Origin of the sequence: Streptomyces sp. NPDC056347 (assembly GCF_042262625.1) — a bacterium.
Classification (GTDB): domain Bacteria; phylum Actinomycetota; class Actinomycetes; order Streptomycetales; family Streptomycetaceae; genus Streptomyces.
On the sequence record NZ_JBHJQP010000117.1, the window covers coordinates 1 to 26669 of the forward strand.

Below are 26669 nucleotides of genomic sequence, written 5' to 3' on the forward strand. Positions count from 1 at the left end.
GGTGTCGCGGTCCGGCGGGCCTTCGTACGGGCGGTGGCGGGGTCAGCCGCGGCGGCCGGCCAGCTTCCAGGCGGCGGGCAGCGCGCCCATCGCGAGCGCGGCCTTCAGCGCGTCGCCGAGCAGGAACGGCACCAGGCCCGCCGCGATCGCGGCGCTCGCCGACATGCCGGTGGACAGCGCCAGGTACGGGACGCCGACCGCGTAGATGATCGCGGAGCCCAGCACCATCGTGCCCGCGGTGCGCAGCACGGAGCGGTCGCCGCCGCGGCGGGCGAGGCCGCCGACCACGGCGGCGGCGAGCAGCATGCCGAGGACGTAGCCGAAGGACGGGAAGCCCATGCCGGAGGTGCCCTCGGAGAACCACGGCACGCCCGCCATGCCGATCAGCGTGTAGACCGCGAGGGAGAGGAAGCCGCGGCGGGCGCCGAGCGCGGTGCCGACCAGGAGCGCGGCGAAGGTCTGGCCGGTGACCGGGACCGGGGAGCCGGGGACCGGTACGGCTATCTGGGCGGCGATGCCGGTGAGCGCGGCGCCGCCGAGGACCAGGGCCGTGTCGACGGCGTAACGGTGCCGGGCGGCGGGGAGCAGGTCGGCGAGGACCGCTCCGGTACGGGCAGGGGCGGCGGCAGCAGTGCTCATCGGGACTCCGCGGGGGTGAGGGCAGACGGGGACAGGGTGAGCCCGACGTTAGCCCACGGGTCAACGCCCGATCACCGTCTGTGGCCCACAAAGCGGTGACGGAGCCGTTGGTGGGGTCCGCACAAAGGACGGCGCTCAACCCCAAGGCGGCGTGATGCTCGTCACTGGAGGTGGGGGCGGATCGGCCTCGATTCGGCGGGGCGCGATGACCGGGACGGACTGTAGGTTCTCACCAAATTCACCGGAGGCCTCCCCTCCGCCGGTACGCACGGTCGCCCGCACGCGGCCGGACGGGCACTTGGCGTGAACGGGCTGTCCGTATAGCGGACGGTGGTTCCGTGGCGGCGGGCCCGCGCCCAGACTGTTCGCGCAGGTCCCCCCACGTGTCACCTAGTGAACAGAGCACGTCCATGTCGCGGAAAGCCGTGTCTCCCCCCACCGGTTCCCCCTCCCCCGCCCCTGCCCCCGGCCCCGGCACCGGGACCGGTGCGGCTCTCGGCCACGGGCTCAAGCAGCGCCATCTCTCGATGATCGCCCTCGGCGGGGTCATCGGGGCCGGGCTCTTCGTCGGCTCGGGCGCGGGCATCGCCGCCGCGGGGCCGTCGATCATCATCGCGTACGCGGTCTCCGGGCTGCTGGTCATGCTGGTGATGCGGATGCTCGGGGAGATGTCGGCGGCGAACCCGGTCTCCGGTTCCTTCTCCGTGCACGCCGAGCGGGCGATCGGGCCCTGGGCCGGGTTCACCGCGGGCTGGGCGTTCTGGGTGCTGCTCTGTGTGGCCGTCGGCCTGGAGGGCATCGGCGCCGCGAAGATCGTCACGGGCTGGCTGCCCGGCACCCCGCAGTGGGCCTGGGTCGCGCTGTTCATGGTGATGTTCCTGGGCACCAACCTGGCCTCGGTGAAGAAGTTCGGCGAGTTCGAGTTCTGGTTCGCCTCCCTCAAGGTCGTGGCGATCACGCTGTTCCTGGTGCTGGGGGTGCTGGCGGTGCTGGGTCTGCTGCCCGGCACCGACGCCCCGGGCACCAGCAACCTCAGCGGTGCGGGCGGCTTCCTGCCGAACGGGGCCGAGGGCCTGGTGATCGGGCTGCTCGCCTCCGTGTTCGCGTACGGCGGGCTGGAGACCGTGACGATCGCGGCGGCCGAGTCGCAGGACCCGGTGCGCGGGGTCGCCAGGGCCGTGCGTACGGCGATGTGGCGGATCGCGCTCTTCTACGTCGGCTCGATGGCGGTCGTCGTGACGCTGGTCCCGTGGGACGACCCGAAGGTCGTGAAGGTCGGCCCGTTCTACGCGGCCCTGGACCACCTCGGCATCAACGGCGCGGCGGAGATCATGAACGTGGTGATCCTGGTCGCCCTGCTCTCCGCGATGAACGCCAACATCTACGGCGCCTCGCGGATGGCCTGCTCGCTGGTGGGGCGCGGTCAGGGCCCGGCGCGGCTCGGCCGGATCACCTCGGGGGTGCCGCGCACGGCGGTGCTGGTCTCGTCCGGCTTCGGGTTCCTGTGCGTGCTGCTCAGCTACTGGCGCCCCACCGACGTCTTCCCGTGGCTGCTCAACATGGTCGGCGCGGTGATCCTGGTCGTCTGGATCTTCATCGCGGTCTCCCAGCTGATCCTGCGCAGGCGGCTGGAGCGGGAGGCCCCCGAGAAGCTGGTGGTACGGATGTGGCTCTTCCCGGGGCTGACGGTGGTGGCGCTGCTGGCGATGGCGGGCGTCTTCGTGCTGATGCTGCGCCAGCCGGGCACCCGGGACCAGCTGGTGGCCTCGGGCGCCCTGACGCTGGTGCTCGCGGTCGTCGGCCTGGTACGTCAGCGGCGGGCGGCGGGGGCGGTCAGGAGCTGAGGGCGCAGGGCACGTTGAGGGAGAGCAGCGCGGCGCCCTCGGGACCGAGCCGTACCTCGCTGACCGCGGCGTTCAGCAGCCTCGGCAGAACGCGGCGGTAGCTGCCCGGCGGGATCGACAGCAGCTCGCACAGCACGAGCCGGAGCAGGGTGTTGTGCGCGACGACGAGCACCCGCTGCCCGGGGTGCCAGGCGGCGATCCGGCGCAGCGCCGCCGTTCCCCGGGCGGCCGCGGCCCGGGGGTCCTCGGCCCCGGGGAAGGGGTGGGCCACCGGGTCGGCGCGGTACTCCCGGGCCCGCTCGGGCTGCTCGGCCGCGAACTCCGCCAGGGTGCGCCCCTCCACCTCGCCGAAATCGCATTCGCGCAGGTCGTGCTCGCGCCGGGGAGTGAGCCCGAGCGCCTCGCAGGCGGGCCGCGCGGTCGCGACCGCCCGGCCGACCGTGGAGGTCCACACCGCGTCGACCCCGTTGCGTGCCGCCCAGGCGCCGAGCTGTTCGGCCTGGCGGCGGCCCTCCTCGGTGAGGGCGATGTCGCTGACCCCGGCGTAGCGGTTCTCCGCGTGCCAGACGGTCTGCCCGTGGCGGGCGAGCAGCAGGGTGGCCGGGGCGGTGGTCATGGTGTCTCCGTTCGGGTGCGGGCGGTCACGGGTACGGGCGGCCGTCGCGGGTGGTCGTGCGCGGGCGGCCCCGGGGTGCTGCTCCGCGCGGGTGGTCATGGGTGGCGCTGCGCGCGGGTGCGGGCGTGGGCGGCGGCCCGGGCGGGCAGCCAGCCGCGCCGCTCCAGCTCGTCCACCAGAGTGACGTAGGGCTCGGTGTACCACGCCGTGCGCGCCGGATCCGGGTGCAGCACGTGCCTCAGCCGCACCATCCGCCCCGCCGCCGCCTGCAGGCTGCGCGCGCCGCCCGCCCCGTAGGCCGCCAGGACCGCCATGCCGAGGGCGGGCTCGCTGTACCGCGGGATGCACACGGACCGGCCCAGGATGTCGGCGCGCAGCCTGCTCCAGTGACCACTGCGCACCGCGCCGCCGGTGAAGGTGAGCCGGTCGTGCACCTGGGCGCCGAGCAGTTCCAGGTAGTCGAGGCAGAGCCGCTCCACCAGCCCCACCCCGGTCAGCAGGGCCGCCCAGTGCTCGGCGTCCGAGGCGGGCTCGCCGAGCAGGAAACCGGTCGCCCCCGGCGCCACGAACGGGAACCGCTCCCCCGTCGCCACCAGCGGGTACGCCACCACCCGGGCCGGTTCGCACGCCCGGGCCGCCTCGTCCATCCGGGCCGGGTCCACCCCCGGGAAGGCAGCCGCCAGCGCCCCGCCGCCGACCCCGGAGGCCCCGCCCGGCAACCAGCTGCCGTCCGGCGCCCGGTGGCTGTACACCACCCCGGCCGGGTCCTCGACGGGCGAGGAGGTCACCCCCTTGAGGACCAGCGTCGTCCCGAGCACCGAGTTCCAGGAGCCGACGGTGAGCGAGCCGGAGGCGAGCTGGGCCGCGCAGCCGTCCGTCATCCCGGCCACCAGCACCGTGCCCGCCGGAATCCCGGTCTCCTCGGCGGCCGCCCGGCCCACCTCGCCGATCCGGGTGCCGGGCCGCACCACGTCCGGGAAGGGCGCGTCCGGCAGGCCGAGCTCCGCGAAGCGGCGCCGGGGCCACTCCTCCCGTGCCAGGTCGTAGCCGGTCTTCAGGGCGTGGCTGGAATCGGTGGGCAGTGGCCTCCCGGCGAGCCGGGTCAGCACGTAATCGGCCTGATGGGTGATCCGTACCGCGCCGTCCGCCGCGCCCGCGCCGTACTCCCGCAGCAGCCGCATCGCCCGGGGCAGTGCCCAGCTCGGCGGGGCCCCGGCCCGGGACGCCTCCGCGACGGCCCGCCCGTCGTCGTACATCACGCCGGGGGTCAGCGGGTTGCCCGCCCGGTCGGCCAGCAGGACGGTGCCGGAGGTGGCGCAGACGGCCAGCGCGCGCGGGGCGGGGGCGTCGCGCAGCGCCTGCCGGGTGGCCGCGCACAGGGCGGTCCACCAGTCGGGGGGCCGCTGCTCGTGCCGCACGCCCTCGCGACTGCCGGTGAGCGGGGCAGCGCCGCTGCCGAGGATCTCACCGCGGTCTCCCGCCACCACCGCCCGGACGCTCTGCGTGCCGAGATCGATGCCCATCCACATATCGGCCCCCTCTGTGAACTTCTCACTTTGCACCGAGAAATTCTGTCGCGCGAGGGATTGACGGCCAACTTGTGCTGTTACAAGCTCTGTTAACCAGTCGATTCACGGTGTGAACGGTCCCTCTCCCGCTCCGGCCGACCCGTGGAGGTCACGGATGGACATGCGTGCGCGCGATCGGCGGCGGCTGCTCGCCCTGGGCGGGGCCGCGGCGGCCACCCCGCTGCTGGCCGCCTGCGGTACCGGCTTCGGCGGCGGTGGCACGAAGGGCGGCGGCTCCGCGGCCGACGAGATCACCGGCTCCTTCGACTGGAAGCGGGCCAAGGGCCGAAGGATCCGGGCGCTGCTCAACAAGCACCCGTACACCGAGGCACTGATCGCCGACCTGAAGGCGTTCACGGAGAAGACCGGGATCGAGGTCGTCCACGACGTCTTTCCCGAGGACAACTACTTCGACAAGCTGACCGTGGACCTCTCCAGCGGGCGCGCCTCCTACGACGTGTTCATGCTCGGCGCGTACATGGTGTGGCAGTACGGGCCGCCGGGCTGGCTGGAGGACCTCGGCCCCTGGATGCGCAACGAGTCGGCGACCGGGGCGGAGTGGGACCGGGAGGACTTCTTTCCCAGCCTCCTCTCGGCCGACCAGTGGTCCCTGAAGGCGGGTGCGCCGCTCGGCCGGGGCGGGCAGTACGCGCTGCCGTGGGGCTGGGAGACCAATGTCGTCGCGTACAACACCGAGGTGTTCGGGAAGCTGGGGCTGAAGCCCGCCGAGACCTTCGACGAGCTGCGCGAGACCGCCGGGGCGATCACCCGCCGGGCGCCGGGGGCGGGCTTCGAGGGGATGTACGGGGTCGCGGTGCGCGGCTCGCGCAGCTGGGCGACGATCCACCCCGGCTTCATGACGATGTACGCCCGCAACGGGCTGAAGGACTTCACCGTCGAGGGCGGGAAGTTGCGGCCCGCGATGAACTCCCCGGAGGCGGTCGCCTTCACCCGGGACTGGGCGGAGATGGTCAGGAAGGGCGGCCCGCCGTCCTGGACCTCGTACACCTGGTACCAGTGCTCCAGCGACCTCGGGGCGAAGAAGGCGGGGATGCTGTTCGACGCGGACACCGCCGCCTACTTCCAGGCGGTGAAGGGGGCCTCGCCCGCCTCCGGGAAGATCGCCTTCCACCCCGGTCCCAGGGGTCCGGGCGGCTCGCTCGACACGAACATGTGGATCTGGTCGCTGGGCATGAACGCGAAGAGCCGCGAGAAGTCCGCCGCCTGGCTGTTCCTCCAGTGGGCGACCGGCAAGGAGCATCTGCGCAAAAGCGCGATCGAGCACAACCACATCGACCCGGTACGGAAGTCGATCGGCCAGGACGCCGCGTACAAGGAGAAGATGCGGACGATTCCGGGCTTCCTCGACACCTTCGAGGCGGTGGTGGACCGGACCCGTATCCAGTTCACCCCGCAGGAGCAGTTCTTCGACGCGACGACCTCCTGGGCGGCCGCGCTCCAGGAGATCTACGGCGGGAAGAACGCCTCGTCCGTGCTGAACGGCCTGGCCGGCGACCTGGCCGCGAAGGTCGGCTGACCGGTGCCGGGGGTGCGGGACGTACGGGTGGTTCCCGCCCGGCGCCGGGCGCTGCGGCCGTATCTGCTGGTCGTGCCCGCGCTGCTGCTGACCGGCGGCATCCTCTACCCGTTCGGGCTCGGCCTCTACTACACGGTGTTCGACTTCGCGGCGAGCAGACCGCGGCCGGACCTGGTGGGCGTCGAGAACTACCGCCGGATCCTCACCCAGCCGGCGTTCTGGGACTCGGCCCGGGTGACGGTGGCGTACGCGGTCGGAGCGGCGGCGGTCGAGACGGTGCTGGGGGTGGCGGTGGCGCTGCTGCTGCACCGGTCGAGCCGGGTCGGCCGGGTGCTGGAGAAGATCCTGATCCTGCCGCTGATGATCGCGCCGGTGATCGCCGCGATCATGTGGAAGCTGATGCTCCAGCCCTCGGTCGGGGTCGTGAACCACCTGCTGGAGCCGTTGGGCCTCGGCGGGGTGCAGTGGACGGACACGCCGACGGGGGCGCTGTTGTCGTCGGTCACGGTGGACGTGTGGGTCTACACCCCGTTCGTCGCGGTGCTGGCGCTGGCCGGGCTGCGTTCGCTGCCCGCCTCGCCGTTCGAGGCGGCGGCGGTCGACGGGGCGGGCTGGTGGTTCACCTTCCGCCGCCTGACGCTGCCGATGCTCTGGCCGTACGTCCTGGTCGCCGTGATCTTCCGGTTCATGGACTCGCTGAAGGTCTTCGACATCATCTACGCGCTGACCGAGGGCGGCCCCGGTGACTCCACGATGGTGCTCCAGATCCGGGCGTATCTGGAGGCGATCCGCTTCCAGCGCTACTCGTTCGGGATCAGCTACATGATCGTGCTGTGGGCGGTGGTCTACCTGGTCACGATGGTGCTGGTGCGCTATCTGGGCCGGGTGCAGAGCCGGGCGGCGGAGGTGCCGGCGTGATCCGGGGCCGGGCCGTGGGATACGGCCTCGTGGTCCGGGACCGGGCCGTGGGACACGGCCTCGTGGTCCGGGACCGGGCCGTGGGACACGGCCTCGTGGTCCGGGGCCGGGCCGTGGGGGTGGCCGGATGAGGCGCCGGGTGCTCGCCGTCGTCGCCGATCTGGCGCTGATCGGCTACTTCCTCTTCTCCCTCTTCCCGGTCGCGTGGATGGCGGTCCTGTCGCTGAAACCGGCGAACGAGCTGTTCAGCACGTACTTCTTGTTCACCCCGACGCTCGACTCGTACCGCACGGTGCTGGGGGCCGGGGGCGATCAGGGGGTGCCGTTCCTCCGGTTCTTCGTGAACAGCCTCGTCGTGTCGCTGGGGGCGGTCGCGCTGTCGCTGGTGGTGGGGCTGCCCGCGGCGTACGCCGCCGCGCGGTGGCGGTTCCGCGGCTCGGAGAACCTGATGTTCACCCTGCTCTCGTTCCGCTTCGCACCCGAACTGACCGTGATCATCCCGCTGTTCGTGCTCTACCAGCAGCTCGGACTCTTCGACACCTATGTCGGCATGGTGTGGGTGCTGCAGCTGGTGACGCTGCCGCTGGTCGTCTGGATCATGCGTTCGTACTTCCAGGACCTCTCCCCCGAGCTGGAGCAGGCGGCGCTGCTGGACGGATACACCCGTAAGCAGGCGTTCTTCCGGGTGGCGCTGCCGCTGGTGAAGCCCGGGATCGCGGCCGTCTCGCTGCTGGCGTTCATCTTCGCGTGGAACAACTTCGTCTTCCCGCTGATCCTCACCTCGTCGAGCGCCCAGACGGTGACGGTCGGCGCGCTGTCCTTCCTCGGCGGCGACCGTCCCAGGTACAACCTGACGGCCGCCGCCGCCCTGGTCTCGGTGGTCCCGCCACTGCTGCTGGCGCTGACCATCCAGCGGTACCTGGTGCGCGGGCTGTCGTTCGGGGCGGTGAAGTCGTGACCGGCCCGGCCGCCCTCGCGCTGCGCGGCGTCAGCAAGCGGTACGGGCGGAACCTCGCGCTCGACGGGCTGGACCTGGAGGTGGCCGAGGGCGAGTTCTTCTGTCTGCTCGGCCCGTCCGGGGCGGGCAAGACGACCACGCTCAAGACCGTCGCGGGCCTGGTCGAGCCGGAGGCCGGGACGGTCGAGCTGGGCGGCGTGGACATGGCGGGCGTGGAGCCGTACGACCGGGGCGTGGCCATGTGCTTCGAGTCGTACGCCCTCTACCCGCACCGCACCGTGTACGACAATCTCGCCTCCCCGCTCCGCTCGCCGCGCCACCGCCTCCCCGCGCACCTGGTGCGCGAGCGGATCGGGGAGGTCGCCGAACTGCTCGGGATCGGGGCCCTGCTGGACCGGCCGGTGGCGCGGCTCTCCAACGGGCAGCGGCAGCGGGTGGCGCTCGGCCGGGTGCTGGTGCGCCCGGCCCGCGCGTTCCTGCTGGACGAGCCGCTCTCCCACCTCGACGCGAAGCTGCGCCAGACGATGCGGGCGGAGCTCCGGGCGATCGGCGCGGTCCGCGACACCACCACGCTGTACGTCACCCACGACTCGGTGGAGGCGCTGGCGCTCGGCGACCGGATCGGGGTGCTCCGGGACGGCCGCACCGTGCAGACCGGCACCCGCGAGGAGCTGTGGCACCGCCCGTACGACACGTTCGTCGCCCGGTCGTTCGGCCGCCCGCAGATCAATCTGCTGCCGGGCACGGTGACGGCCGAGGGCGGTGTCCGGGCGCCGGACGGGGCGTACGAGCTGCCGCTGCGGGTCCCCGTGCCTCCCGGCACCGAGGTCCAACTGGGCCTGCGGCCGCGGGACGTCGCCCTCGGAGCACCGTCGCCCGGTACCGCGTACGGGCTCTTCGGCACCGTCCACGTCACCGAGCTGCTTGGCCGGGCCACCGAGGTCACCGTCCGGATCGGCGGGCAGCGGCTCTCGTTCGTCGTGCCGCGCGCCGAGGCGGCGGGCCTGAGCCCCGACCGTCCCGTCCGGCTGACCGTACGGCCTGAGAGTCTGCTGCTGTTCGAGGCCGACCGGCCGGCACGTCCAGGACGAAGGATCAGCACGTGAGCAACGTTCCGCAGCGGGGTCCCGCCCCGCGCCAGGCATCCATAGCCGAGTACGTCCTCGCACAGGGCGAGGTGAGCGCCGCCGAGCTGGCGGAGCGCTTCGACGTGAGTCTGATGACCATCCACCGCGATCTGGACGAGCTGGAGCGGCAGGGCATCGTCCGCAAGTTCCGCGGCGGGGTCACCGCCCAGCCGTCCGGGGTCTTCGAGTCGAACGTCTCCTACCGGCTGAAGACGATGCGGGCGGAGAAGGCCGCCGTCGCCGAGCGGGCGCTGAAGCTCATCGAGCCGGGCATGGCGGTGATGCTGGACGACTCGACGTCGACGCTGGAGATAGCGCGCCGGCTGCGCTCCATCACCCCGCTGACCGTCGTCACCAACTTCCTGGAGGCGATCAATCTGCTGTCGCAGGAGCGGGGCATCCATCTGATGGGCCTGGGCGGGGACTTCGATCCGCTGCACTCCTCGTTCCTCGGCGTGTCGTGCGTGGAGGCGGTGCAGTCGCTCCAGGTCGACATCTGCTTCACCTCCACCTCCGCGGCGTCCGGCGGCTTCGCCTACCACCAGGAGCAGCACATCATCTCCGTGAAGCGGGCGATGCTCGACTCGGCGAGCCGCAATGTGCTGCTGCTCGACCACTCGAAGCTGGGCCGGGTCGCCCTGCACCGGCTGGCCCCGCTCTCCCGCTTCGACCTGCTGCTGGTCGACGACGGGGCCTCGCCGCGGGCGCTGCGCGAACTGGACGAGCACAAGGTGCCCTACGAGGTCTGCCCCACCGGCCGCTCCGCCGGTGCGGAGGGCGGCGACGACGGATGACTCCGGGACGGCGAGGCGGCGATGACGTGTGACTGAAGCGGCGAGGCGCCGATCGGGTACGACGGGTACGACGAGGGCGGTGCGACGCCCGGCGGGCACGACCGGAACGGCGCGACGCCCGGCAGGCACGACCGGAACGGCGCGACGCCCGGCAGGCACGACCGGAACGGCGGTGGCCCGTGGCTGAACTGGCCCTGCGCGCGCTCCGCAAGACCTACACCGGGCGGGGCCGGGCTGCCGTCGAGGCCGTCCGGTCCCTCGACGTCGAGCTGCGCTCCGGCGAGCTGCTGGGGCTGCTCGGCCCGTCCGGCTGCGGCAAGTCCACGACCCTGCGGATGATCGCCGGCCTGGAACCGGTGACCGGCGGCGACATCCTGATCGGCGGCACGTCGGTGGCCGGGCTCCCGGCCCGGCGGCGCAACATCGGGGTGGCGTTCGAGAACTACGCGCTGTACCCGCCGCTGACGGTCGCCGGGAACCTGTCCTTCGGGCTCGCCGCCCGGGGCGGCCTGGGACGGGCCGAGATCCGCCGCCGGGTCGCGGGAATGGCCGGCCGCATCGGGATCACCGAGCTGCTGGACGCCCGCCCGGCCTCCCTCTCCAGCGGCCAGAAGCAGCGGGTCGCACTGGCCCGGGCACTGATCCGGGAGCCGGACGTGCTCCTCCTGGACGAGCCGCTCTCCCACCTGGACGCCAGCCAACGAGACGCCACCCGGCGCGAGTTGAAACGCATCCAGCGCGACAGCGGGCACACCGCCATCCTGGTGACGCACGACCAGGAGGAGGCCCTGTCGCTCGCCGACCGGATCGCGGTGATGCGGGACGGCGAGATCCAGCAGCTCGGCACGCCCGAGGAGATCTACGACGCCCCGGCGAACCTGTTCGTCGCCGACTTCGTCGGGGAACCGGCGGTCAACCTGCTGCCCGGCACCGCCGACGGCTCCGGCGGGGTGCGCCTCTCGGACACGGTCCGCGTCCCGGTGGCGCACCGGATCGCGGCGGGACGCGCGGTGGTGCTCGGCATCCGCCCAGAGGACCTGCGCCTGGACGACACTGGTCCACGGGCACGGGTCGCCGCCCACGAACCCCTGCTGGAATCCGGCATCGCCACGCTGTCCCTCGACGGGGTGGCGAAGCCGCTGGTCGTCGTGGTCGGTCCGGACGTACGGCTCGACCGGGACGACACCGTACGCATCACCGCCGACCCCCGGCACGTCCATGTCTTCGACGCCCAGACAGGAGACGCTCTGCGATGACCCGTTCCGAGACGGTTCGCCCGGTGACGAGGATTCTGCTCGCCGGTGACCACTTCGTCCGCAACTCGCTGCTCGCCGAGGCCCTGTACCGGGCACTGGGCCCGCTCACCGTGGAACCCCGGCTCGAGGAGCTGACCCTGCCCTGGCCGCTGGAGCCCTTCGGCCCCGTCGCCGAGGTGACCGAGGCGAGCGACGCCGAGGACGCGATGATCGCCGCCCTGGAGGGGGCCGAGGTGTGCGTGACCCAGATGGGCCCGTTCACCGAGAAGGTGCTGGCCGCCTCGCCCGGCCTCCGGCTGATCGTGGTCTGCCGGGGCGGCCCGGTCAACGTGAACGCCGCCGCCGCACGCGCCCGGGGCGTACACGTGTGCTTCGCGCCGGGGCGCAACGCGGCGGCGACCGCCGAGTTCACCGTCGGGCTGATGCTGTCCGCGCTGCGCCGCATCCCCGAGGCCCACCACGCCCTCGCCGCGGACGGCCGCTGGGACGCCACGCACTACACGTACGAGGACTGCGGCCTGGAGCTGGAGGACACCCCGGTCGGGCTGATCGGCTACGGCGCGGTGGGCAGCCGGGTGGCGCGGGTGCTGTCCGCGTTCGGCGCCCGGGTCGAGGTGTACGACCCGTATGTGCGGGGCGATGTGCACGGCATGCGGGCCGGTTCGCTGGAGGCGCTGCTGGCCCGTTCGCGGGTGCTCACCCTGCACGCCCGGCTGACCCCGGAGTCCCGGCATCTGATCGGGGCCCGGGAGCTGGCGCTGCTGCCGCGCGGCTCGGTGCTGGTGAACGCGGCCCGGGGCGCCCTGCTGGACACGGACGCGCTGTGCGACGCGCTGGACTCGGGGCAGTTGCGGGCGGCGGCGCTGGACACGTACGAGCAGGAGCCGCCGCCCCCCGGCTCGCGGCTCTTCCGTACCCCGAACCTCCTGATGACCCCGCACGTGGCGGGGGCCAGCCGGGCGGTCGCGGAGAAGGCGGCCCGGATCGCGGCGGCCGAGGTGGCCCGCTACGTGCGGGGCGAGCCGCTCGCCCACGCCCTCCGGGAGGAACGGTGACCATGACCGGAACCGGGCCGCGCTACATCGGCATCGACGTCGGCACCTCCGTGGTGAAGGCCGCGGCCTTCGGCCCGGACGGCCGCACCCTGGCCGTCGAGTCCCGCCCGGTGGGGCTGGCGATCCACGACGGGTGCGTGGAGCAGGACATGGACGAGGTGTACGGGGCGGTCGGCGAGGTACTGGCCGCGCTCGGCACCGACGGGGCGGAGTTCGCCGGGCTCACCGGCCAGGGCGACGGTGTCTGGCTGGTCGACGCGGCGGGCCTGCCGGTCCGCAAGGCGATCTCCTGGATGGACGGCCGGGCCCACGAGCTGGTCGACGCCTGGCTGGCGGACGGGGTCTTCGAGACCGTCTACCGGCGCACCGGCAGCGCGATGTTCCCGGGCTGCCCGGGCCCGGTGCTGGCCTGGCTCGACCGTCACGAACCGGCCTCGCTGGATGCCGCGACGGCCGCGCTGTACTGCAAGGACATGGTGTTCCAGCGGCTCACCGGCGTCCGGGCCACCGATGTCTCCGACGCGTCGATGCCGTTCCTCGACCCGCTGACCCGGGCGTACGCCCCCGACGTGCAGGCCGCGCTCGGCCTCGCCCACCGGGCCCCGCTGCTGGCCCCGGTCAGCGACCCGGTCGCCACCGGAACGCTCCCCTCGGGGTTACGGATCTCCAACGGGCCGTACGACCTGCCGGCCTGCGCGCTCGGCGCGGGCGTCACCCGTCCGGGCGACGGACTCCTGATCGTCGGCACCTGCCTGGCCGCGCTGGCGGCCACCGACCGGCTCGACCTGGCGGGCGAACCGGCGGGGCTGCACATCTCCACCGACCTGCCCGGCCACTGGCTGCGCGCCATGCCCGCGATGGTCGGCACCGCGGCCCTGGACTGGGTCCTGACCACCACCGGGGTGCGCCACGCGGAGGTGGACGCGCTGCTGGCCGCCACCCCGCCGGGCGCGAACGGGGTCCGGGCGCTCCCCTATTTCGCCCCGTCCGGCGAGCGTGCCCCGTTCGTCGAACCCCGGCTGCGCGCCGAGCTGACCGGGGTGTCGCTGGAGACCACCCCGGCGGACCTGATCCGGGCCGTCTGCGAGGGCATCGGCTTCGCCGCCCGGCACTGCCTGGAGGCCGCGGGCCTCACCGGCACCCTCGCCCTGTGCGGCGGCGGCACCCGGTCACCCGCCTGGATGCGGCTGTTCGCCGACGTACTGGGGCGGCCGGTGCGGATCGTGGAGGGCGAGGTCGGGGCGCGGGGCGCGGTGCTGGCGGCGGCCCGGCGCTTCGGCACGGAGCTGGACGAGGCCGCATGGACGGCCCCGACGCAGGTCGTCGCCCCGGACCCGGCGCGTGCGGCGTACTACGCGAAGGCGTACGAGGACCACCTGTCCCGCCTCGCCGAGGCCCGCACCCACACCCGCGCCTGACCCGCCGTCCGCTCGTCCCCCGCCGTGTGCGCACCGACCGGGCCGCTCGCGGCGGGGCCCGGCGGCCACGCTCGCTCCGGGGCGCGGTCCCCCGCGAGGTCCGCCTCCGGTCCGTCCCCGCCCCGGGCGGTCCCCCACAGTTCCTTTCCCCCGGCATCGCGCCTGTCGGTCCAGGCCCTCTACCGCCACGGCCCTAGGCCGAAGGACTGATCACGGACGGAGCCCTCCTACCCTTAGGATGCTCTTGCATATAGGTTGCAATAACCACAGGTAAGCAGCTGGAGGGTTCGATCACATGGCCACGTACACGCTCCCGGAACTCCCGTACGACTACGCGGCGCTCGAACCGGTCATCAATCCGCAGATCATCGAGCTCCACCACGACAAGCACCACGCCGCCTACGTGAAGGGCGCGAACGACACCCTGGAGCAGCTGGAGGAGGCGCGCGACAAGGGCGCCTGGGGTTCGATCAACGGGCTCCAGAAGAACCTGGCGTTCCACCTCTCCGGCCACATCCTGCACTCGATCTACTGGCACAACATGACCGGTGACGGCGGCGGCGAGCCGCTCGCGGCGGACGGCATCGGCGACCTGGCGGACGCGATCACCGAGTCGTTCGGCTCGTTCGCCGGTTTCAAGGCCCAGCTGACGAAGGCCGCGGCCACCACGCAGGGCTCCGGCTGGGGCGTTCTCGCGTACGAGCCGGTCAGCGGCAAGCTGATCGTCGAGCAGGTCTACGACCACCAGGGCAACGTGGGCCAGGGCTCCACCCCGGTCCTGGTCTTCGACGCCTGGGAGCACGCCTTCTACCTCCAGTACAAGAACCAGAAGGTCGACTTCATCGACGCGATGTGGGCCGTCGTCAACTGGCAGGACGTGGCCAGGCGTTACGCGGCCGCCAAGGAGCGTGCCGACGTGCTGCTGCTCGCCCCCTGACCGGAAGGCGCGCGAATCGTCCTGCCTCGTGATCGTCTTCTCAACCTTCACCCGGCAGGCGGATGGAGGGAGGGCCCTCGCCCGGACGTGACGGGCGGGGGCCCTTCTGTCACGTTCCGCGGCTCAGGGGGTGGGGGCGGTGTGGGCCAGGAGGGTGCTCAGCACCTGCTCGGCGTGGGTCCAGAGCACCGCCCCGCCGGCCTCCGGGACCAGGTGCCGGACCGCGCCCGGGATGCGCCCGGTCAGCCGGGCCCCCTGGTCGGGCGAGTGCCCGGTGTCCTTCGCTCCGTACCAGAGGTCGACGGGCACGGCGATGTCCGGGAGCCCGATCCCCCAGCGCCCCATGGCCAGCGCGGTGTCCCGGGCGTACCCCTCGGCCCCCTGCGCGAAGGCCTCGTCGAGGGCCTGCCGGTACGCGGCGGCGAACCCCGGCTCACGGTAGACCGCGAGGTCGCACTCCGGGCTGCCGGACATGACCATGTCCCACATCGCCTGCGCGGTGAACCCGGCGAAGACCCCCTCGGCGGCGGCCGGGTCGGCGACGGCCAGGTCCACCAGGCGCCGCAGATCCGCCGGGAGCGCCTCGGCGAAGTCCGGCTCGGCGACCTCGTCCGCACCGGAGACCACCGCGAGCGCGCCGATCACCCCGGCCGCGGCGCAGGCCAGCGCGAACGGCGCGCCCTGCGAGTTGCCGACCATCAGCGGCCGGCGGCCGAGGCCCCGCAGGGCGGCGAACGCCCGTACGTCCTCGGCGAAGTCGCCGAACGTACGGCCCGGCGCGGGCGAGGAGGCGCCCAGGCCCGGCCGGTCGACGGCGATCAGCCGCACCCCGAGCCGGTCCACCGCACCGGCGCCGAACCCGAGACGCCGGCTGGTGGCCGCCCCGGGCGAGAACAGCACCGGCGTCCCGTCCTCGGGCCCCCACTCGGCCCACCCCAGCAGCCGCCCTCCTGGCAGCCGCTGCACACCTGCACGAATCGGGTCACTCACGTACGAACACATGCACCCGATCATGACGGCGCCCACGGCCCGTGTCGAAGGAATTCCAGCGGGCCCGGCGCGCTCTGAGCCTGATCAGTTGTCGGGCAGGGCCGAGATCAGGTCCAGGTCCGGGACGTCCTTCAGCTGCACGACCTCCGAAGGCGACGGCGGCTTCACGTCCACCTGCTCGTCGTACCCGCCGAGTTCGAGGAGGACCGGGGTGTCATCGACGTTGAACTCGATGCCCCGGGGTTCGTTGCCGCCCTTCTCCGCCACGTGCACCGACACTTCACCGGTGCCCGAACCGTGCGTGAGCTGAACGGTCCGCACGCCGTACTGGGTGCGCGGGTTTCCCACCCTCTTGGCTCCGTCGACCTTCTCCGGAACCGATTCGAACGTCTTCTTGGGGAGGCAGAGGGCCATGACGCCGGTATTTCCCAGCTGCCGGGTCGTGAACTCGATGTACTTTCCCCGGGTCTTCGCGAGCGCCTTGTCGAAAGCGGCCAGCTTCTCCGGCAGGAAGTTCCTCGCGAAGGCACGGTTCTCCCTCCGGAGGTCCTCACCCTCACGTATCCAGGTGCGGGGGCCGATGACGACGATCTCGCTGGACCCCACGCTCCGGAACGTGCCGACGCACCTTCCCCGCCGATCGACCCGCAGGTCGGCGCTGACCGAGACCTCGTCCCGGTACTCACCCTTCACGTGGAGGGAGCGGTACCCCTTGAACAGGTTGAGCGACTCGTTCATCCGCTGGGTGTCGCTCATGGCGGCCGCCCCGGACGATTCACCGCCCTTGGACCTGTCTGCCCTGCCCGACCCGTCCGACCCGCCGCAGCCCGCCGCTCCGCCGATCAGTGCGGCGGCGCACAGCACCGCGGCCGCCGTTCTTCTTCCTGTCCCCACCCTGACGCACCCCTTGCCCATGAACCGTGTGGTTCACGTGAGCCATGTGTGGATCACGTGAACCACTCGTAACGAAGGGCATCAGCATGCCAAAGGGCGTTCAGCCGCTGACCAGCGCCATCATGAAACCGTCGTAGCCCTTCTCGCCGACGGTCTGGAGCGCGGTCGCGCTCAGCCTCGGTTCGGCCGCGACGAGTTCGGTGAACCGGCGGACCCCCTGCACCTTCGGGTCGTCGCTGGCAGGGTCGACCACCTCGCCGTCGCGGACGACGTTGTCCGCGACGATCAGGCTCCCGGGCCGGGTCAGCTTCAGCGACCAGGCCAGGTAGTCGGGGTTGCTCGGCTTGTCGGCGTCGATGAACACGAGGTCGAACGGCTCCGAGCCCTCCGCCGCCAGCTCCGGCAGCGTGTCCAGGGCGCGGCCGACCCGGACCTCGATGACGTCCGCGAGGCCCGCCCGCTCGAAGTTGGCGCGGGCGACCTCCGCGTACGCCGGATCGGCCTCCAGCGTGACGACCTTGCCGCCCTCGGGCAGCGCGCGGGCCAGCCAGATGGTGCTGTAGCCGCCGAGGGTGCCGATCTCCAGCACCCTGCGCGCGCCCTGCAACCGGGCCAGCAGATTCAGCAGCTTGCCCTGGTTGGCGGCTACCTGCATCTCCGGCAGGCCCGCCGCCACGCTCGTCGCCACGGCCGCGTCCAGAGCCTCGTCCGGACCCACCAGCAGGCCCTTGAAGTACTCGTCGACCTCGGTCCACCGCGTCGCCGTCATGGCCGCTCCTTCTCTCATGATCAAGTGAGTTCCCAAGAGGAACTTACCTCATGCGGGGCGGATGCAATGATGTGCGCCATGAGCCGCGATCCCGCCGATCCCACCGTCCTGCACCCGATGCCCGGCCAGTCCAGGGTCGTCCTGCTGAAGCCCCTGGTGAAGTCGGAACTGATCGAGGTGGGGGACTTCTCGTACTACGACGACCCGGACGACGCCACCGGGTTCGAGACCCGCAACGTGCTGTACCACTACGGCCCGGAGAAGCTCGTCATCGGGAAGTTCTGCGCGCTCGGGACGGGCACGCGGTTCATCATGAACGGCGCCAACCACCGGATGGACGGCCCGTCCACGTTCCCGTTCCCGTCCATGGGCGGCTCCTGGACCGACCACTTCGACCTGCTGACCGGGCTGCCCTCGCGGGGTGACACGGTGGTCGGCAACGACGTCTGGTTCGGCTACGGCTCGATGGTGATGCCGGGCGTACGGATCGGGCACGGCGCGATCATCGGCGCCGGCTCGGTCGTCACCTCCGACGTGCCCGACTACGGCATCGTCGGCGGCAACCCGGCCCGCCTCATCCGTACCCGTTACGACGAGGAGACCATCGTCAGGCTCCTCGCCGTGGCCTGGTGGGACTGGCCCGTCGAGCACCTCACCCAGCACATCCGCACCGTCATGTCCGGCAGCATCGACGCCCTCGAAGCGGCCGCACCGGAGGGCACCGAACGATGATCACCGTCCGCGATCTGACGTACTACCCCGTCAAGGGCTGCGCCGGGACCTCCGTGGACTCGGCACGGGTCCTCGGCACCGGCCTGGAGCACGACCGGACGTTCATGGTGGTGGACGCCGCGGACGGCGCCTTCCGCAGCCAGCGCACGCACCCGGTCATGGCGGCGGTCCGGGTCGAGGTCCTGGACGACGGCGCGGCGCTGGCCCTGTCTGCCGAGGGCTTCGGGGCGCTGCGCCTGGACGTGGACCGGGACGGCCCGCGCCGCGAGGTCAGCATGTTCGAGCGCCCGCTCGGCGAGGCGGTGGACCAGGGGGACGCCGCCGCGCAGTGGTTCTCCGACGCGCTCGGCGCGAGGTCCCGGCTGGTACGCGTGGCCCCCGGCTTCGACCGGGACGGCTGGGGCGACACCCCCGGCAAGGTCAACTTCGCCGACGCCCACGCGGTGCTGGTCGCCTCGACGGCCTCCCTGGACCACCTCAACGCCCGGATCACCGCCCGGGGCGACGCGGAACCGGTCCCCATGAACCGCTTCCGCCCCAACATCGTCCTGACCGGGGACGACGCCCCGCACTTCGAGGACCGGGTACGCCGGATGACCATCGGCGGCGTCGAACTCGCCCACTCCGTACGGGCGATGCGCTGCGCCGTGCCCATGGTCGACCAGTCCACCGGCCACCGCGCGGGCCCGGAGCCGATCCGGACCCTCTCGGCCTACCGGCGCGAGCCGGAGTACCGGAACAAGGTCAGCTTCGGCGCGAAGAACGCGGTGGTGTGCGAGGGCGTGCTCCGCGTCGGGGACGTGGTCGAGGTCGCCGAATGGCTCGACGCGTAGGGGCACGGCCCGGCGTGTGAGGGCCCGGGCCTTCACGCCGCCGGCCCGACACCTCGGCGGCCCCCGGCACCGCCCGCGCGGCGGGAGCGGGGGCCGTCGGTGCGTCAGGGGGCCGGGGCGAACCTGGCGACGTACTCGTCGAAGGGCTCGATGCCGGCCTCCGTGCGGAGTTCGTCCATCCGCTCGGGCTCCTCGCAGGGCCACGGGACCGGGACACCGTCCCTCACCCCCGCGATCTGGGTGCCGCAGATCTGTTTGCGGCCCTCGTTGACGAGGGTGCGGTCGCGCAGGAAGGCCAGCTCGCGCGGGTGGGCCGAGCCCGCCGCCACGGCCTGCCCGAGCAGCTTCAGCGCGCGTCGCTGCACGTCGATCTGGCGGTCGGCGTGCTGGGCGATCAGCCAGGCCGCGCGGGCTGCCTCCTCGCCGACCAGGTCCGCCGTCGGCCAGCCGTACTCGTCCATGATCTCGGCGAGCCGGTCGCCGTGCCGGGCGGTCAGCCGGCGCCACTCCAGCTGCTCGGCGAAGTCGTCGCTGTGCGCGAGGACCGTGGTCCGGTGATCGGCCGCGGCCATGTCCGTCAGCTCCGCCGCCAGGGCGGCAAGGGCGCGCGTCATTCTCTCAACTCCCAGGTGGATGCGGTGACTTGCCTTTCGCTGACCACAACCCTAGAAGGGCATACCGGGCGGAAGGATCATTCCGGAGAACGGTGACGGCGGGCCCTCCGCGCGTCGATAATGGATCTACTCCCGGAAGTCGTCCGCCGTCGCGACGAGGCGTCGCAGGGCAGCCTGTCCGGGCGGGCCCCAGGTGGGCTTGCCGCCGAGGCGGCCGTGCGTACCGGCGTCCCCGATGTGGATGCAGACCAGGGCGCGATGTACCGCGACACCACGGGCCCGGCGCAGGGTCGCGGAGTCCACGGCCGGCCCGTAGGCCGCGAAGAAGCGGTCGGCGGCGCCGTCGGGCAGCAGGGTCCACGCGGCGGCGAGGTCGCAGGCCGGATCGCCCGCGCAGAGGTCGCCGAAGTCGATGACGCCGCAGAGGGTGCCGTGCTCGGTGAGGACGTTGGCGGCGTGCAGGTCGCCGTGGAGCCACAGCGGCGGCCCGTCCCAGTCGGGCGCGGCGAGGGCGTCGTCCCAGATCGCGCGGACGGCCTCGGGGTCGGGGAGCAGCCCCAGCTCGGTGGCCGAGTCGAACTGCGCGGTGAAGTGCTCGGCCCAGTCGGCCAGCGGCCCGCCCCGGGCGCGGCCGGCGGGTACGGAGTCGGGGGCGGGGCGGTGGAGGGCGGTCAGGAACGCCGCCAGCGCGTCGGCCGACTCGTCACTGGTGGCGGGTGCGAGGTCGGCGGGCGTACCCGGCACCCAGGTGGTGACGATCCAGGGCCGGGGGTAGCGCGCGGACGGTGCGCCGAGGCGCTGCGGAACGGGAACGGGCAGGGGAAGACTCGGGGCGAGGGCGGGCAGCCAGGTGTGCTCCTTGAGCAGCAGCTCGTCCGCGGAATCCGTCGCCCAGGGCAGCCGTACGGCGAGATCGTCCCCGAGCCGCCACAACTGGTTGTCCCAGCCCCGCGCCCCGAGCCGCACCGGGCGGTCGGCCAGGTCGGGGTGCTGGTCGCGCAGCAGATCGCGGACGAGTTCCGCGGTGATCTCGGTATCGGTGTGGCTCATACGGATCTACGGTAGCCGGGCGCCCGGCCGTCCGGCTCGCCGGCTGATCAACCACAGGACGCGTGGAACCGGCCGCGGACGGCCGGTGGGCCCGGGGCGGAAGTGCCCCGCCCCGCCCCGCCCGCCGCCGGTTCCGGACCGGAGGGAGTTTTGCGGCTGGTCCGGTGGACACCTTCGTGGGGTACCCGCGCGGGCCGCGAGGCGTCAGGGGGTTCGCTGGGCCGATACCAGGGCGTCGCCGGCCTCCGTGCGGAAGTACAGGACCGAGCGGCCCACGCGGCGGCGGGAGGCCAGGCCGCTGTCCAGGAGGATCTTGAGGTGACGGCCGACCGAGCCCAGGCCCTGGCCGGTCAGGGCCACGAGCTGGGTGGTGCTCTTCGGGGTGGCGAGGAGGACCAGGACCGCGGCGCGGGCGGGGCCGAGGAGGCGGGCGAGGCTGTCCGGCACCCGGGCCCGGTCCGCGTCGGCCAGGGCACCGGAGCAGGGGTAGACCACCGCGTACCGCTCCGCGTCGTCGTCCCAGGAGACCCAGCCGCAGCGCAGGGTGACCGGGACGAGCAGGAGGCGGACGCCCGAGAGGTGCTTCGAGGGGTAGTCGTGCGCGTTGACCCGGAGCATGCTGTCGCCCAGCCACCGCATCCCCGGGCGCAGAGCGCTCAGGGCCGCCGCCCAGCCGCCCCGGCTCAGCTGACCGGTGCGGGCGACGATGTCCGCCTCGATGATCCGGCGGCGGCGCGGCCAGTCCGGCAGCACGGTGCGGTGCCAGACCCACTCCAGTACGTCGGCGGCGCGCTGCGCCAGGTCGTCGCGGTCCAGGAGGGGCGGGAGGGGGCCGCCCAGCGAGACCACCAGGTCGGCGCGGGCGCGTTCGGGTGCGGTCGCCCGGATCGGGGCCAGCTCCGCCGCGAAGTCCGGGGCGCCCTCGCCCGTCGGGGTGGGAGTGATGAAGTCCGCGTTCCAGTTGCCGCCGAACACCGCCGGTACGAGCCGGGCCGCGATCGGGTCGGCGGCCTGGCGGGCGCGGTAGGCGGGCAGATGGGTGTCGAGCCAGGCGCGTTCGCCGGGGTGCTCGGGCCGGTCCCGGGCCAGGGACTTCAGCGCGGCGACGGTCTCGGCGAGCGGTGAGACGACGAACCTGCTCCCGGCCAGTGTGTCCGTGTCGATCCGCCACATGCTCATGGCCCCGCCCCCTCCCCCTGCCCTCCGTCATGTTTCGCCCGGGCGCGAAACAGTAACGCTCACCGCGCGCCCGCTCCGAGACTCCCCGCATGCGCACCTACCGGGAACTCTTCCGTACTCCGCAGTTCCGGCCGTTCTTCGCGACCAGCGCCGCGCAGGTGGCCGCGTCGACGATGAGCGGACTGGCCCTCGGCACCCTGGTCTACGCCGCGACCGGGTCGCCGCTGCTGGCCGCCCTGTCCATGTTCGGCTCCTCGCTCGCCCAGGTCATCGGCGCGGCGCTGCTGATGTCGGCGGCGGACCGGCTGCCGCCGAGGGCCGCGACGACCGGCCTGGCGCTCTTCTTCGCCCTGGCCACCGCCGTACTCGCCGTTCCCGGGCTGCCGCTCCCGGCGGTCTTCGCGATCCTCCTCGCCCAGGGGGTGGTCGCCGCGGTGGGCGGCGGTGTGCGGTACGGGCTGCTGAACGAGGTGCTGCCCAAGGACGGCTACCTGCTGGGGCGTTCCGTGCTGAACATGTGCTCCGGGCTGATGCAGATCGGCGGCTTCGCGCTCGGCGGGCTCCTGGTGGCGACGCTGTCCGCGCGCGGCACGCTGCTGGTCGCCGCCGCCCTGTACCTGGCGGGCGCGGCCGTCGCCCGGTTCGGGCTGGAGCGGCGTCCGCCGCGCGCCACGGGGCGGCCGTCGCCCGCCGAGACCTGGCGGATCAACGCCGTGCTGTGGTCCTCCGGCCCGCGCCGCCGGACCTATCTCGCGCTCTGGGTGCCGAACGGGCTGATCGTCGGCTGCGAGTCGCTGTTCGTCCCATACGCCCCGGCGCACGCCGGGCTGCTCTTCGCGTGCGCCGCGCTGGGGATGCTCGTCGGGGACGTCGTGACGGGCCGGTTCGTCGCCACCCGGCCGTGGCGCGGGCGGCTGGGCACACCGTTGCAGCTGCTCCTGGCCGCCCCGTACGTGCTCTTCGTCGTGCGTCCGGCGCTTCCCGTGGCGTTCGCCCTGGCGATGCTCGCCTCGGTCGGATTCGCGGCGAGCCTGCTGTACCAGGAGCGGCTGATGGGCCTGACCCCGGAGGAGTTCACCGGGCAGGCGCTGGGCCTGCACTCCTCCGGGATGCTCACCCTGCAGGGGGTCTCGGCGGCGCTGGCCGGGGGCCTAGCCCAGTGGACCTCGCCGGCCTCGGCCATGACGGGGATGGCGGTGGCCTCGCTGGCGGTGAGCCTGGCCCTGTCCCTGGCGGGACGCCGGGCCGCGGGCGCTGCCGCGGGAAGCGCCGCGAGACGCGCTGACGGCGGTGCGCCCGGGGGGACTTCGAGAACGGCGGACGTCGCGGCCACCGCTGACCGACCCTCGTGAGCGGTGGCCGCCGAGCGGCGGGGCCCGGGGCGCGGCGGTGCGGGCGGTGCCCCGGCGGGCGGGCGGTCCGCGCCGTCGAACGCCCGGGGGCGGGATCAGTCGAAGATCGGGCCCTGGGTGCGGGTCCGCTTGATCTCGTAGAAGCCGGGGGTCGACGCCACCATCAGGGTGCCGTCCCACAGCTTCGCCGCCGCCTCGCCCTTCGGGGCGGGGGTGACGACCGGGCCGAAGAAGGCGATCTGCTCGCCGTCCGCGCCGGGCACGGCGATGACCGGGGTGCCGACGTCCTGGCCGACCTTGTCGATGCCCTCCTTGTGGGAGGCGCGCAGCTCGGTGTCGTACACGTCCGAGTCCGCGAACTCCGCCAGTTCGGCGGGGAGGCCGACGTCCTGGAGCGCGCCCGCGACGGCCTCGGGGGTGGCGCCCTCGCCCCGGTTGTGGAAGCGGGTGCCGAGCGCCGTGTAGAGCGGGCCGACGACGGCGTCGCCGTGCTTCTGCTGGGCGGCGACGACGACGCGGACCGGGCCCCAGCCCTTCTCCAGCAGCTCGCGGTACTCCTCGGGCAGTTCGTCGATCCGGTCCTCGTTGAGCACCGACAGGCTCATCACGTGCCAGCGGACCTCGACGTCACGGACCTTCTCCACCTCCAGCATCCAGCGGGAGGTCATCCAGGCCCAGGGGCAGAGCGGGTCGAACCAGAAGTCGACGGGGGTCTTGCCGGTCGCGGCCGCGGCCGCCGCGGTGGTGTCGGGCATCGTCTCTCCTCGTAAGCGCGATTCGCGGGCAGGATTCGCCGGCAGGATTCGTCGGCATGAATCATCGGGCGCGATCGCATCCGTGCGCGGGAACTCCGTGCACGCAAACACTGCGAAGCGCACCGGGCATTCCCATGGACCGGGCCCGGTACCGGCATGGGAGGATCAAACCATTCCAACGTGACACAAAGGAGTGTGCCCGTGCCCGGTGAGAACCTGTCCCGTGACGAGGCCCGCGAGCGGGCCGAGCTGCTGAGCGTCGACGGCTACGAGGTCGAGCTCGACCTGCGCTCCGCCGTCGGCGGCCCCGACGGGGACGTCAGCTCCGGTCCGCTCACCTTCCGTTCGGTGACGACGATCCGGTTCCGCAACGCGCGCGCGGGGGCCTCGACCTTCGCGGACCTGGTGGCGCCGTCCGTGAACACGGTGACGCTGAACGGGCGGGCGCTCGACCCGCAGGCCGTGTTCGACGGTACGCGGGTCGCGCTGGAGGACCTGCCCGAGGGCGAGAACACCCTGGTGGTCGACGCGCAGTGCGCGTACAGCCGGACCGGCGAGGGGCTGCACCGCTTCGTCGACCCGGAGGACGGCGAGGTCTACCTCTACACGCAGTACGAGCCCGCCGACGCCCGGCGCGTCTTCACCAACTTCGAGCAGCCCGACCTCAAGGCCCCCTACCGGTTCCGGGTGACGGCGCCGGAGGGCTGGACGGTCTGGAGCAACGGGGCGGAGGAGTCCCGGGAGGGCGGCGTCTGGCGGTTCGCCGAGACGCAGCCGATCTCCACGTACATCACGGCGGTCGTGGCCGGTCCGTACCACTACGTGACGGACTCCTACAGCCGTACGTTCGAGGACGGCACCACGCTGGAGATCCCGCTCGGCGCGCTGTGCCGCAAGGGTCTGGCCCGCCACTTCGACGCGGACGACATCTTCCTGATCACCAAGCAGGGGCTGGACTTCTTCCACGACAACTTCGACTACCCGTACCCGTTCGGGAAGTACGACCAGGCCTTCGTGCCGGAGTACAACCTGGGCGCGATGGAGAACCCGGGCTGTGTCACGTTCCGCGAGGAGTACATCTTCCGCGGCAAGGTGACGCGGGCCGCGTACGAGAGCCGGGCCAACGTCATCCTGCACGAGATGGCGCACATGTGGTTCGGCGACCTCGTGACCATGCAGTGGTGGGACGACCTGTGGCTGAAGGAGTCCTTCGCCGACTTCATGGGCGCGTTCTCCATGGTGGAGTCGACCCGGTTCAAGGACGGCTGGGTCACCTTCGCCAACAACCGGAAGTCCTGGGCGTACCGCGCCGACCAGCTGCCGTCCACCCACCCGATCACGGCCGACATCCGTGACCTGGAGGACGCCAAGCTCAACTTCGACGGCATCACCTACGCCAAGGGCGCCTCGGTGCTCAAGCAGCTGGTGGCGTACGTGGGGCGGGACGCGTTCCTGGAGGGCGCCCGGCGCTACTTCAAGAAGCACGCGTACGGCAACACCCAGCTGGGCGACCTGCTGTCCGTGCTGACCGAGACCTCCGGCCGGGACATGGCCGCCTGGACGCGGGCCTGGCTCCAGACGGCGGGCGTCAACTCGCTGACCCCGGTCGTGACGTACGACGCCGCGGACCGGATCACGGAGCTGGCGGTTCTTCAGGAGGCGGCCGAGTCCCACCCGGAGCTGCGGCCGCACCGGGTCGCGGTCGGGCTGTACCGCCGCGCCGCCGACGGGAGCCTGGTGCGGTACGCGCGCGCCGAGGCGGACGTGGCGGGGCCGCGCACGGTGATCGGGGAGCTGGCGGGGGCCGAGCGGCCCGAGCTGATCCTGGTCAACGACGACGACCTCACGTACTGCAAGGTCCGCTTCGACGAGGTGTCGCTGGCCACGCTGCGCGAGCACCTGGGCGACATCACGGACCCGCTCGCGCGGGCGCTGTGCTGGTCGGCGCTGTGGAACCTGACCCGGGACGGGCTGATGCCGGCCCGCGACTTCGTGGCGCTGGTACTGGCCTTCGCGGGCCGGGAGTCCGACATCGGGGTGCTCCAGATGCTGCACACCTGGACCCGGACCGCGCTGGTGCAGTACGCGGCGCCCGAGTGGCGCGAGGAGGGCGGCCGGGCGCTGTCCGAGGGGTCCCTGCGGGAGCTGCGGATCGCCGAGCCGGGCAGCGAGCACCAGCTGGCGTGGGCGCGGTTCTTCGCGGCGGTCGCCGACTCGGACGCGGACTTCCAGCTGCTGACCGGGCTGCTGGAGGGTTCGGCCCGGATCGACGGGCTGGACGTCGACCAGGAGCTGCGGTGGGCGTTCCTGTCCCCGCTGGCCGCGCACGGGCTGGCCGACGCGTCGGTGATCGCGGCCGAGCTGGCGCGCGACGACACCGCGTCCGGTGAGCGGCACCAGGTGCGGTGCCTGGCCTCGCGGCCCTCGGCCGAGGTCAAGGCGGCGGCCTGGGCGGAGGTCGTGGAGTCCACGGCGCTGTCCAACGCCCTGGTGGAGGCGACGATCGCGGGCTTCGAGCAGTCCTCGCAGCGGGAGCTGCTGGCGCCGTACGCGAGCCGGTACTTCGAGGCGATCGAGCGGGTCTGGGCCGAGCGGTCGATCCAGATCGGGATGGCCGTGGTGCGGGGCCTGTTCCCGGCACTCCAGGACGACCCGTCGACGCTGGAGGCCACGGACGCGTGGCTGACCGCCCACGCGGACGCGGCACCGGCGCTGCGCAGGCTGGTGCTGGAGTCCCGGGACGACCTGGCGCGGGCGCTGCGGGCGCAGGCCTGCGACACGGCGGCGGCCGGGGCCTGACCCGATCCGCCGAGGGGCGTGCGCCGGGGCCGAAC

General features: G+C 72.9%; 24 protein-coding genes. 14 read left to right on the forward strand and 10 right to left on the reverse strand.

The window, feature by feature from the left end; genetic code table 11:
- Window positions 1–42 precede the first annotated feature (42 nt).
- Window positions 43–639: a biotin transporter BioY gene (locus ACFCV8_RS24480; RefSeq protein ID WP_376687570.1), complete on the reverse strand. Its 597-nt coding sequence runs from the start codon at window positions 637–639 to the stop codon at window positions 43–45.
- 410 nt (window positions 640–1049) lie between these two features.
- On the opposite strand from ACFCV8_RS24480, the gene ACFCV8_RS24485 reads away from it, so the two are divergent.
- Entirely contained in the window at window positions 1050–2483 is a 1434-nt protein-coding gene (locus tag ACFCV8_RS24485) for an amino acid permease (RefSeq protein ID WP_376687571.1), read from the forward strand.
- On the opposite strand, the gene ACFCV8_RS24490 is transcribed toward ACFCV8_RS24485, so the two are convergent.
- Together ACFCV8_RS24490 and ACFCV8_RS24495 are read right to left on the reverse strand one after the other, a co-directional pair.
- Window positions 2473–3099, reverse strand: a complete 627-nt coding sequence (locus ACFCV8_RS24490; protein WP_376687572.1) for a histidine phosphatase family protein — start codon at window positions 3097–3099, stop codon at window positions 2473–2475. The two genes, ACFCV8_RS24485 and ACFCV8_RS24490, sit on opposite strands and share 11 nt — an antisense overlap.
- 95 nt (window positions 3100–3194) lie before the next feature.
- Window positions 3195–4628 (reverse strand): FGGY-family carbohydrate kinase, encoded by a 1434-nt coding sequence (locus ACFCV8_RS24495; protein WP_376687573.1) that lies wholly within the window; start codon window positions 4626–4628, stop codon window positions 3195–3197.
- 154 nt (window positions 4629–4782) lie between these two features.
- On the opposite strand from ACFCV8_RS24495, the gene ACFCV8_RS24500 reads away from it, so the two are divergent.
- From ACFCV8_RS24500 to ACFCV8_RS24540, 9 genes are all read left to right on the forward strand, one after another.
- Window positions 4783–6204, forward strand: a complete 1422-nt coding sequence (locus ACFCV8_RS24500) for an ABC transporter substrate-binding protein (protein WP_376687574.1) — start codon at window positions 4783–4785, stop codon at window positions 6202–6204.
- Window positions 6205–6207: 3 nt separating this feature from the next.
- Complete coding sequence (locus ACFCV8_RS24505; protein ID WP_376687575.1) at window positions 6208–7122, forward strand: carbohydrate ABC transporter permease; 915 nt, start codon at window positions 6208–6210, stop codon at window positions 7120–7122.
- A gap of 127 nt (window positions 7123–7249) precedes the next feature.
- Window positions 7250–8080 (forward strand): carbohydrate ABC transporter permease, encoded by an 831-nt coding sequence (locus tag ACFCV8_RS24510; RefSeq protein ID WP_376687576.1) that lies wholly within the window; start codon window positions 7250–7252, stop codon window positions 8078–8080.
- Window positions 8077–9186, forward strand: coding sequence for an ABC transporter ATP-binding protein (locus ACFCV8_RS24515; RefSeq protein WP_376687577.1), 1110 nt, complete (start codon window positions 8077–8079; stop codon window positions 9184–9186). The genes ACFCV8_RS24510 and ACFCV8_RS24515 overlap by 4 nt, the downstream gene beginning before the upstream one ends.
- The gene (locus ACFCV8_RS24520) at window positions 9183–10001 is read left to right on the forward strand and encodes a DeoR/GlpR family DNA-binding transcription regulator (protein ID WP_376687578.1); all 819 of its coding nucleotides are present in this window, start codon (window positions 9183–9185) and stop codon (window positions 9999–10001) included. Before ACFCV8_RS24515 ends, ACFCV8_RS24520 begins: the two co-directional genes overlap by 4 nt.
- Before the next feature lie 179 nt (window positions 10002–10180).
- A complete protein-coding gene (locus tag ACFCV8_RS24525; RefSeq protein WP_376687579.1) occupies window positions 10181–11257 on the forward strand; it encodes an ABC transporter ATP-binding protein in 1077 nt (358 codons plus the stop codon).
- 23 nt (window positions 11258–11280) lie between these two features.
- Window positions 11281–12312, forward strand: a complete 1032-nt coding sequence (locus tag ACFCV8_RS24530; RefSeq protein WP_376687580.1) for an NAD(P)-dependent oxidoreductase — start codon at window positions 11281–11283, stop codon at window positions 12310–12312.
- 2 nt (window positions 12313–12314) lie between these two features.
- Window positions 12315–13730, forward strand: coding sequence for an FGGY family carbohydrate kinase (locus ACFCV8_RS24535; RefSeq protein WP_376687581.1), 1416 nt, complete (start codon window positions 12315–12317; stop codon window positions 13728–13730).
- 295 nt (window positions 13731–14025) lie between these two features.
- Complete coding sequence (locus ACFCV8_RS24540) at window positions 14026–14667, forward strand: superoxide dismutase (protein ID WP_376687582.1); 642 nt, start codon at window positions 14026–14028, stop codon at window positions 14665–14667.
- A 123-nt stretch (window positions 14668–14790) separates the two neighbouring features.
- On the opposite strand, the gene ACFCV8_RS24545 is transcribed toward ACFCV8_RS24540, so the two are convergent.
- The 3 genes from ACFCV8_RS24545 to ACFCV8_RS24555 form a co-directional block, all read right to left on the reverse strand.
- Window positions 14791–15669, reverse strand: coding sequence for an alpha/beta fold hydrolase (locus ACFCV8_RS24545; RefSeq protein WP_376687583.1), 879 nt, complete (start codon window positions 15667–15669; stop codon window positions 14791–14793).
- 72 nt (window positions 15670–15741) lie between these two features.
- The gene (locus ACFCV8_RS24550) at window positions 15742–16413 is read right to left on the reverse strand and encodes a hypothetical protein (RefSeq protein ID WP_376687584.1); all 672 of its coding nucleotides are present in this window, start codon (window positions 16411–16413) and stop codon (window positions 15742–15744) included.
- Window positions 16414–16651: 238 nt separating this feature from the next.
- The gene (locus tag ACFCV8_RS24555; protein ID WP_376687585.1) at window positions 16652–17320 is read right to left on the reverse strand and encodes an O-methyltransferase; all 669 of its coding nucleotides are present in this window, start codon (window positions 17318–17320) and stop codon (window positions 16652–16654) included.
- A 78-nt stretch (window positions 17321–17398) separates the two neighbouring features.
- Here ACFCV8_RS24555 and ACFCV8_RS24560 point away from each other — a divergent pair, with 78 nt between their 5' ends.
- On the forward strand, window positions 17399–18052 hold the full coding sequence (locus ACFCV8_RS24560) for a CatB-related O-acetyltransferase (RefSeq protein ID WP_376687586.1): 654 nt from the start codon (window positions 17399–17401) through the stop codon (window positions 18050–18052).
- The gene (locus ACFCV8_RS24565; protein WP_376687587.1) at window positions 18049–18885 is read left to right on the forward strand and encodes an MOSC domain-containing protein; all 837 of its coding nucleotides are present in this window, start codon (window positions 18049–18051) and stop codon (window positions 18883–18885) included. The genes ACFCV8_RS24560 and ACFCV8_RS24565 overlap by 4 nt, the downstream gene beginning before the upstream one ends.
- A 104-nt stretch (window positions 18886–18989) precedes the next feature.
- On the opposite strand, the gene ACFCV8_RS24570 is transcribed toward ACFCV8_RS24565, so the two are convergent.
- From ACFCV8_RS24570 to ACFCV8_RS24580, 3 genes are all read right to left on the reverse strand, one after another.
- Window positions 18990–19499 carry a DUF6624 domain-containing protein gene (locus ACFCV8_RS24570; protein WP_376687588.1) on the reverse strand — a complete coding sequence of 170 codons (510 nt, stop codon included), beginning with the start codon at window positions 19497–19499 and terminating at the stop codon, window positions 18990–18992.
- Window positions 19500–19625: 126 nt separating this feature from the next.
- The gene (locus tag ACFCV8_RS24575) at window positions 19626–20549 is read right to left on the reverse strand and encodes an aminoglycoside phosphotransferase family protein (protein WP_376687589.1); all 924 of its coding nucleotides are present in this window, start codon (window positions 20547–20549) and stop codon (window positions 19626–19628) included.
- A gap of 204 nt (window positions 20550–20753) precedes the next feature.
- Window positions 20754–21728, reverse strand: coding sequence for an ArsR/SmtB family transcription factor (locus ACFCV8_RS24580; RefSeq protein WP_376687590.1), 975 nt, complete (start codon window positions 21726–21728; stop codon window positions 20754–20756).
- Between the two features lie 89 nt (window positions 21729–21817).
- Between ACFCV8_RS24580 and ACFCV8_RS24585 the strand changes: the two genes are divergently transcribed.
- On the forward strand, window positions 21818–23080 hold the full coding sequence (locus ACFCV8_RS24585; protein ID WP_376687591.1) for an MFS transporter: 1263 nt from the start codon (window positions 21818–21820) through the stop codon (window positions 23078–23080).
- 95 nt (window positions 23081–23175) lie between these two features.
- Here the strand turns inward: ACFCV8_RS24585 and ACFCV8_RS24590 are convergent, their stop codons facing one another.
- Window positions 23176–23835 (reverse strand): DsbA family protein, encoded by a 660-nt coding sequence (locus ACFCV8_RS24590; RefSeq protein WP_376687592.1) that lies wholly within the window; start codon window positions 23833–23835, stop codon window positions 23176–23178.
- Window positions 23836–24036: 201 nt separating this feature from the next.
- On the opposite strand from ACFCV8_RS24590, the gene pepN reads away from it, so the two are divergent.
- Window positions 24037–26634 carry an aminopeptidase N gene (gene pepN / locus ACFCV8_RS24595; protein WP_376687593.1) on the forward strand — a complete coding sequence of 866 codons (2598 nt, stop codon included), beginning with the start codon at window positions 24037–24039 and terminating at the stop codon, window positions 26632–26634.
- Window positions 26635–26669 lie beyond the last annotated feature (35 nt).

Coding starts and splice junctions, on each gene's coding strand:
- ACFCV8_RS24560 (WP_376687586.1), top strand. CDS start 17,399: ATGAGCCGCGATCCCGCCGATCCCACCGTCCTGCACCCGATGCCCGGC.
- ACFCV8_RS24575 (WP_376687589.1), bottom strand. CDS start 20,549: ATGAGCCACACCGATACCGAGATCACCGCGGAACTCGTCCGCGATCTG.
- ACFCV8_RS24580 (WP_376687590.1), bottom strand. CDS start 21,728: ATGAGCATGTGGCGGATCGACACGGACACACTGGCCGGGAGCAGGTTC.
- ACFCV8_RS24510 (WP_376687576.1), top strand. CDS start 7,250: ATGAGGCGCCGGGTGCTCGCCGTCGTCGCCGATCTGGCGCTGATCGGC.
- ACFCV8_RS24485 (WP_376687571.1), top strand. CDS start 1,050: ATGTCGCGGAAAGCCGTGTCTCCCCCCACCGGTTCCCCCTCCCCCGCC.
- ACFCV8_RS24535 (WP_376687581.1), top strand. CDS start 12,315: ATGACCGGAACCGGGCCGCGCTACATCGGCATCGACGTCGGCACCTCC.
- ACFCV8_RS24545 (WP_376687583.1), bottom strand. CDS start 15,669: ATGTGTTCGTACGTGAGTGACCCGATTCGTGCAGGTGTGCAGCGGCTG.
- ACFCV8_RS24550 (WP_376687584.1), bottom strand. CDS start 16,413: ATGAGCGACACCCAGCGGATGAACGAGTCGCTCAACCTGTTCAAGGGG.
- ACFCV8_RS24585 (WP_376687591.1), top strand. CDS start 21,818: ATGCGCACCTACCGGGAACTCTTCCGTACTCCGCAGTTCCGGCCGTTC.
- ACFCV8_RS24540 (WP_376687582.1), top strand. CDS start 14,026: ATGGCCACGTACACGCTCCCGGAACTCCCGTACGACTACGCGGCGCTC.
- ACFCV8_RS24500 (WP_376687574.1), top strand. CDS start 4,783: ATGGACATGCGTGCGCGCGATCGGCGGCGGCTGCTCGCCCTGGGCGGG.
- ACFCV8_RS24495 (WP_376687573.1), bottom strand. CDS start 4,628: ATGTGGATGGGCATCGATCTCGGCACGCAGAGCGTCCGGGCGGTGGTG.
- ACFCV8_RS24555 (WP_376687585.1), bottom strand. CDS start 17,320: ATGACGGCGACGCGGTGGACCGAGGTCGACGAGTACTTCAAGGGCCTG.
- ACFCV8_RS24590 (WP_376687592.1), bottom strand. CDS start 23,835: ATGCCCGACACCACCGCGGCGGCCGCGGCCGCGACCGGCAAGACCCCC.
- ACFCV8_RS24480 (WP_376687570.1), bottom strand. CDS start 639: ATGAGCACTGCTGCCGCCGCCCCTGCCCGTACCGGAGCGGTCCTCGCC.
- ACFCV8_RS24490 (WP_376687572.1), bottom strand. CDS start 3,099: ATGACCACCGCCCCGGCCACCCTGCTGCTCGCCCGCCACGGGCAGACC.
- ACFCV8_RS24570 (WP_376687588.1), bottom strand. CDS start 19,499: ATGACGCGCGCCCTTGCCGCCCTGGCGGCGGAGCTGACGGACATGGCC.
- ACFCV8_RS24565 (WP_376687587.1), top strand. CDS start 18,049: ATGATCACCGTCCGCGATCTGACGTACTACCCCGTCAAGGGCTGCGCC.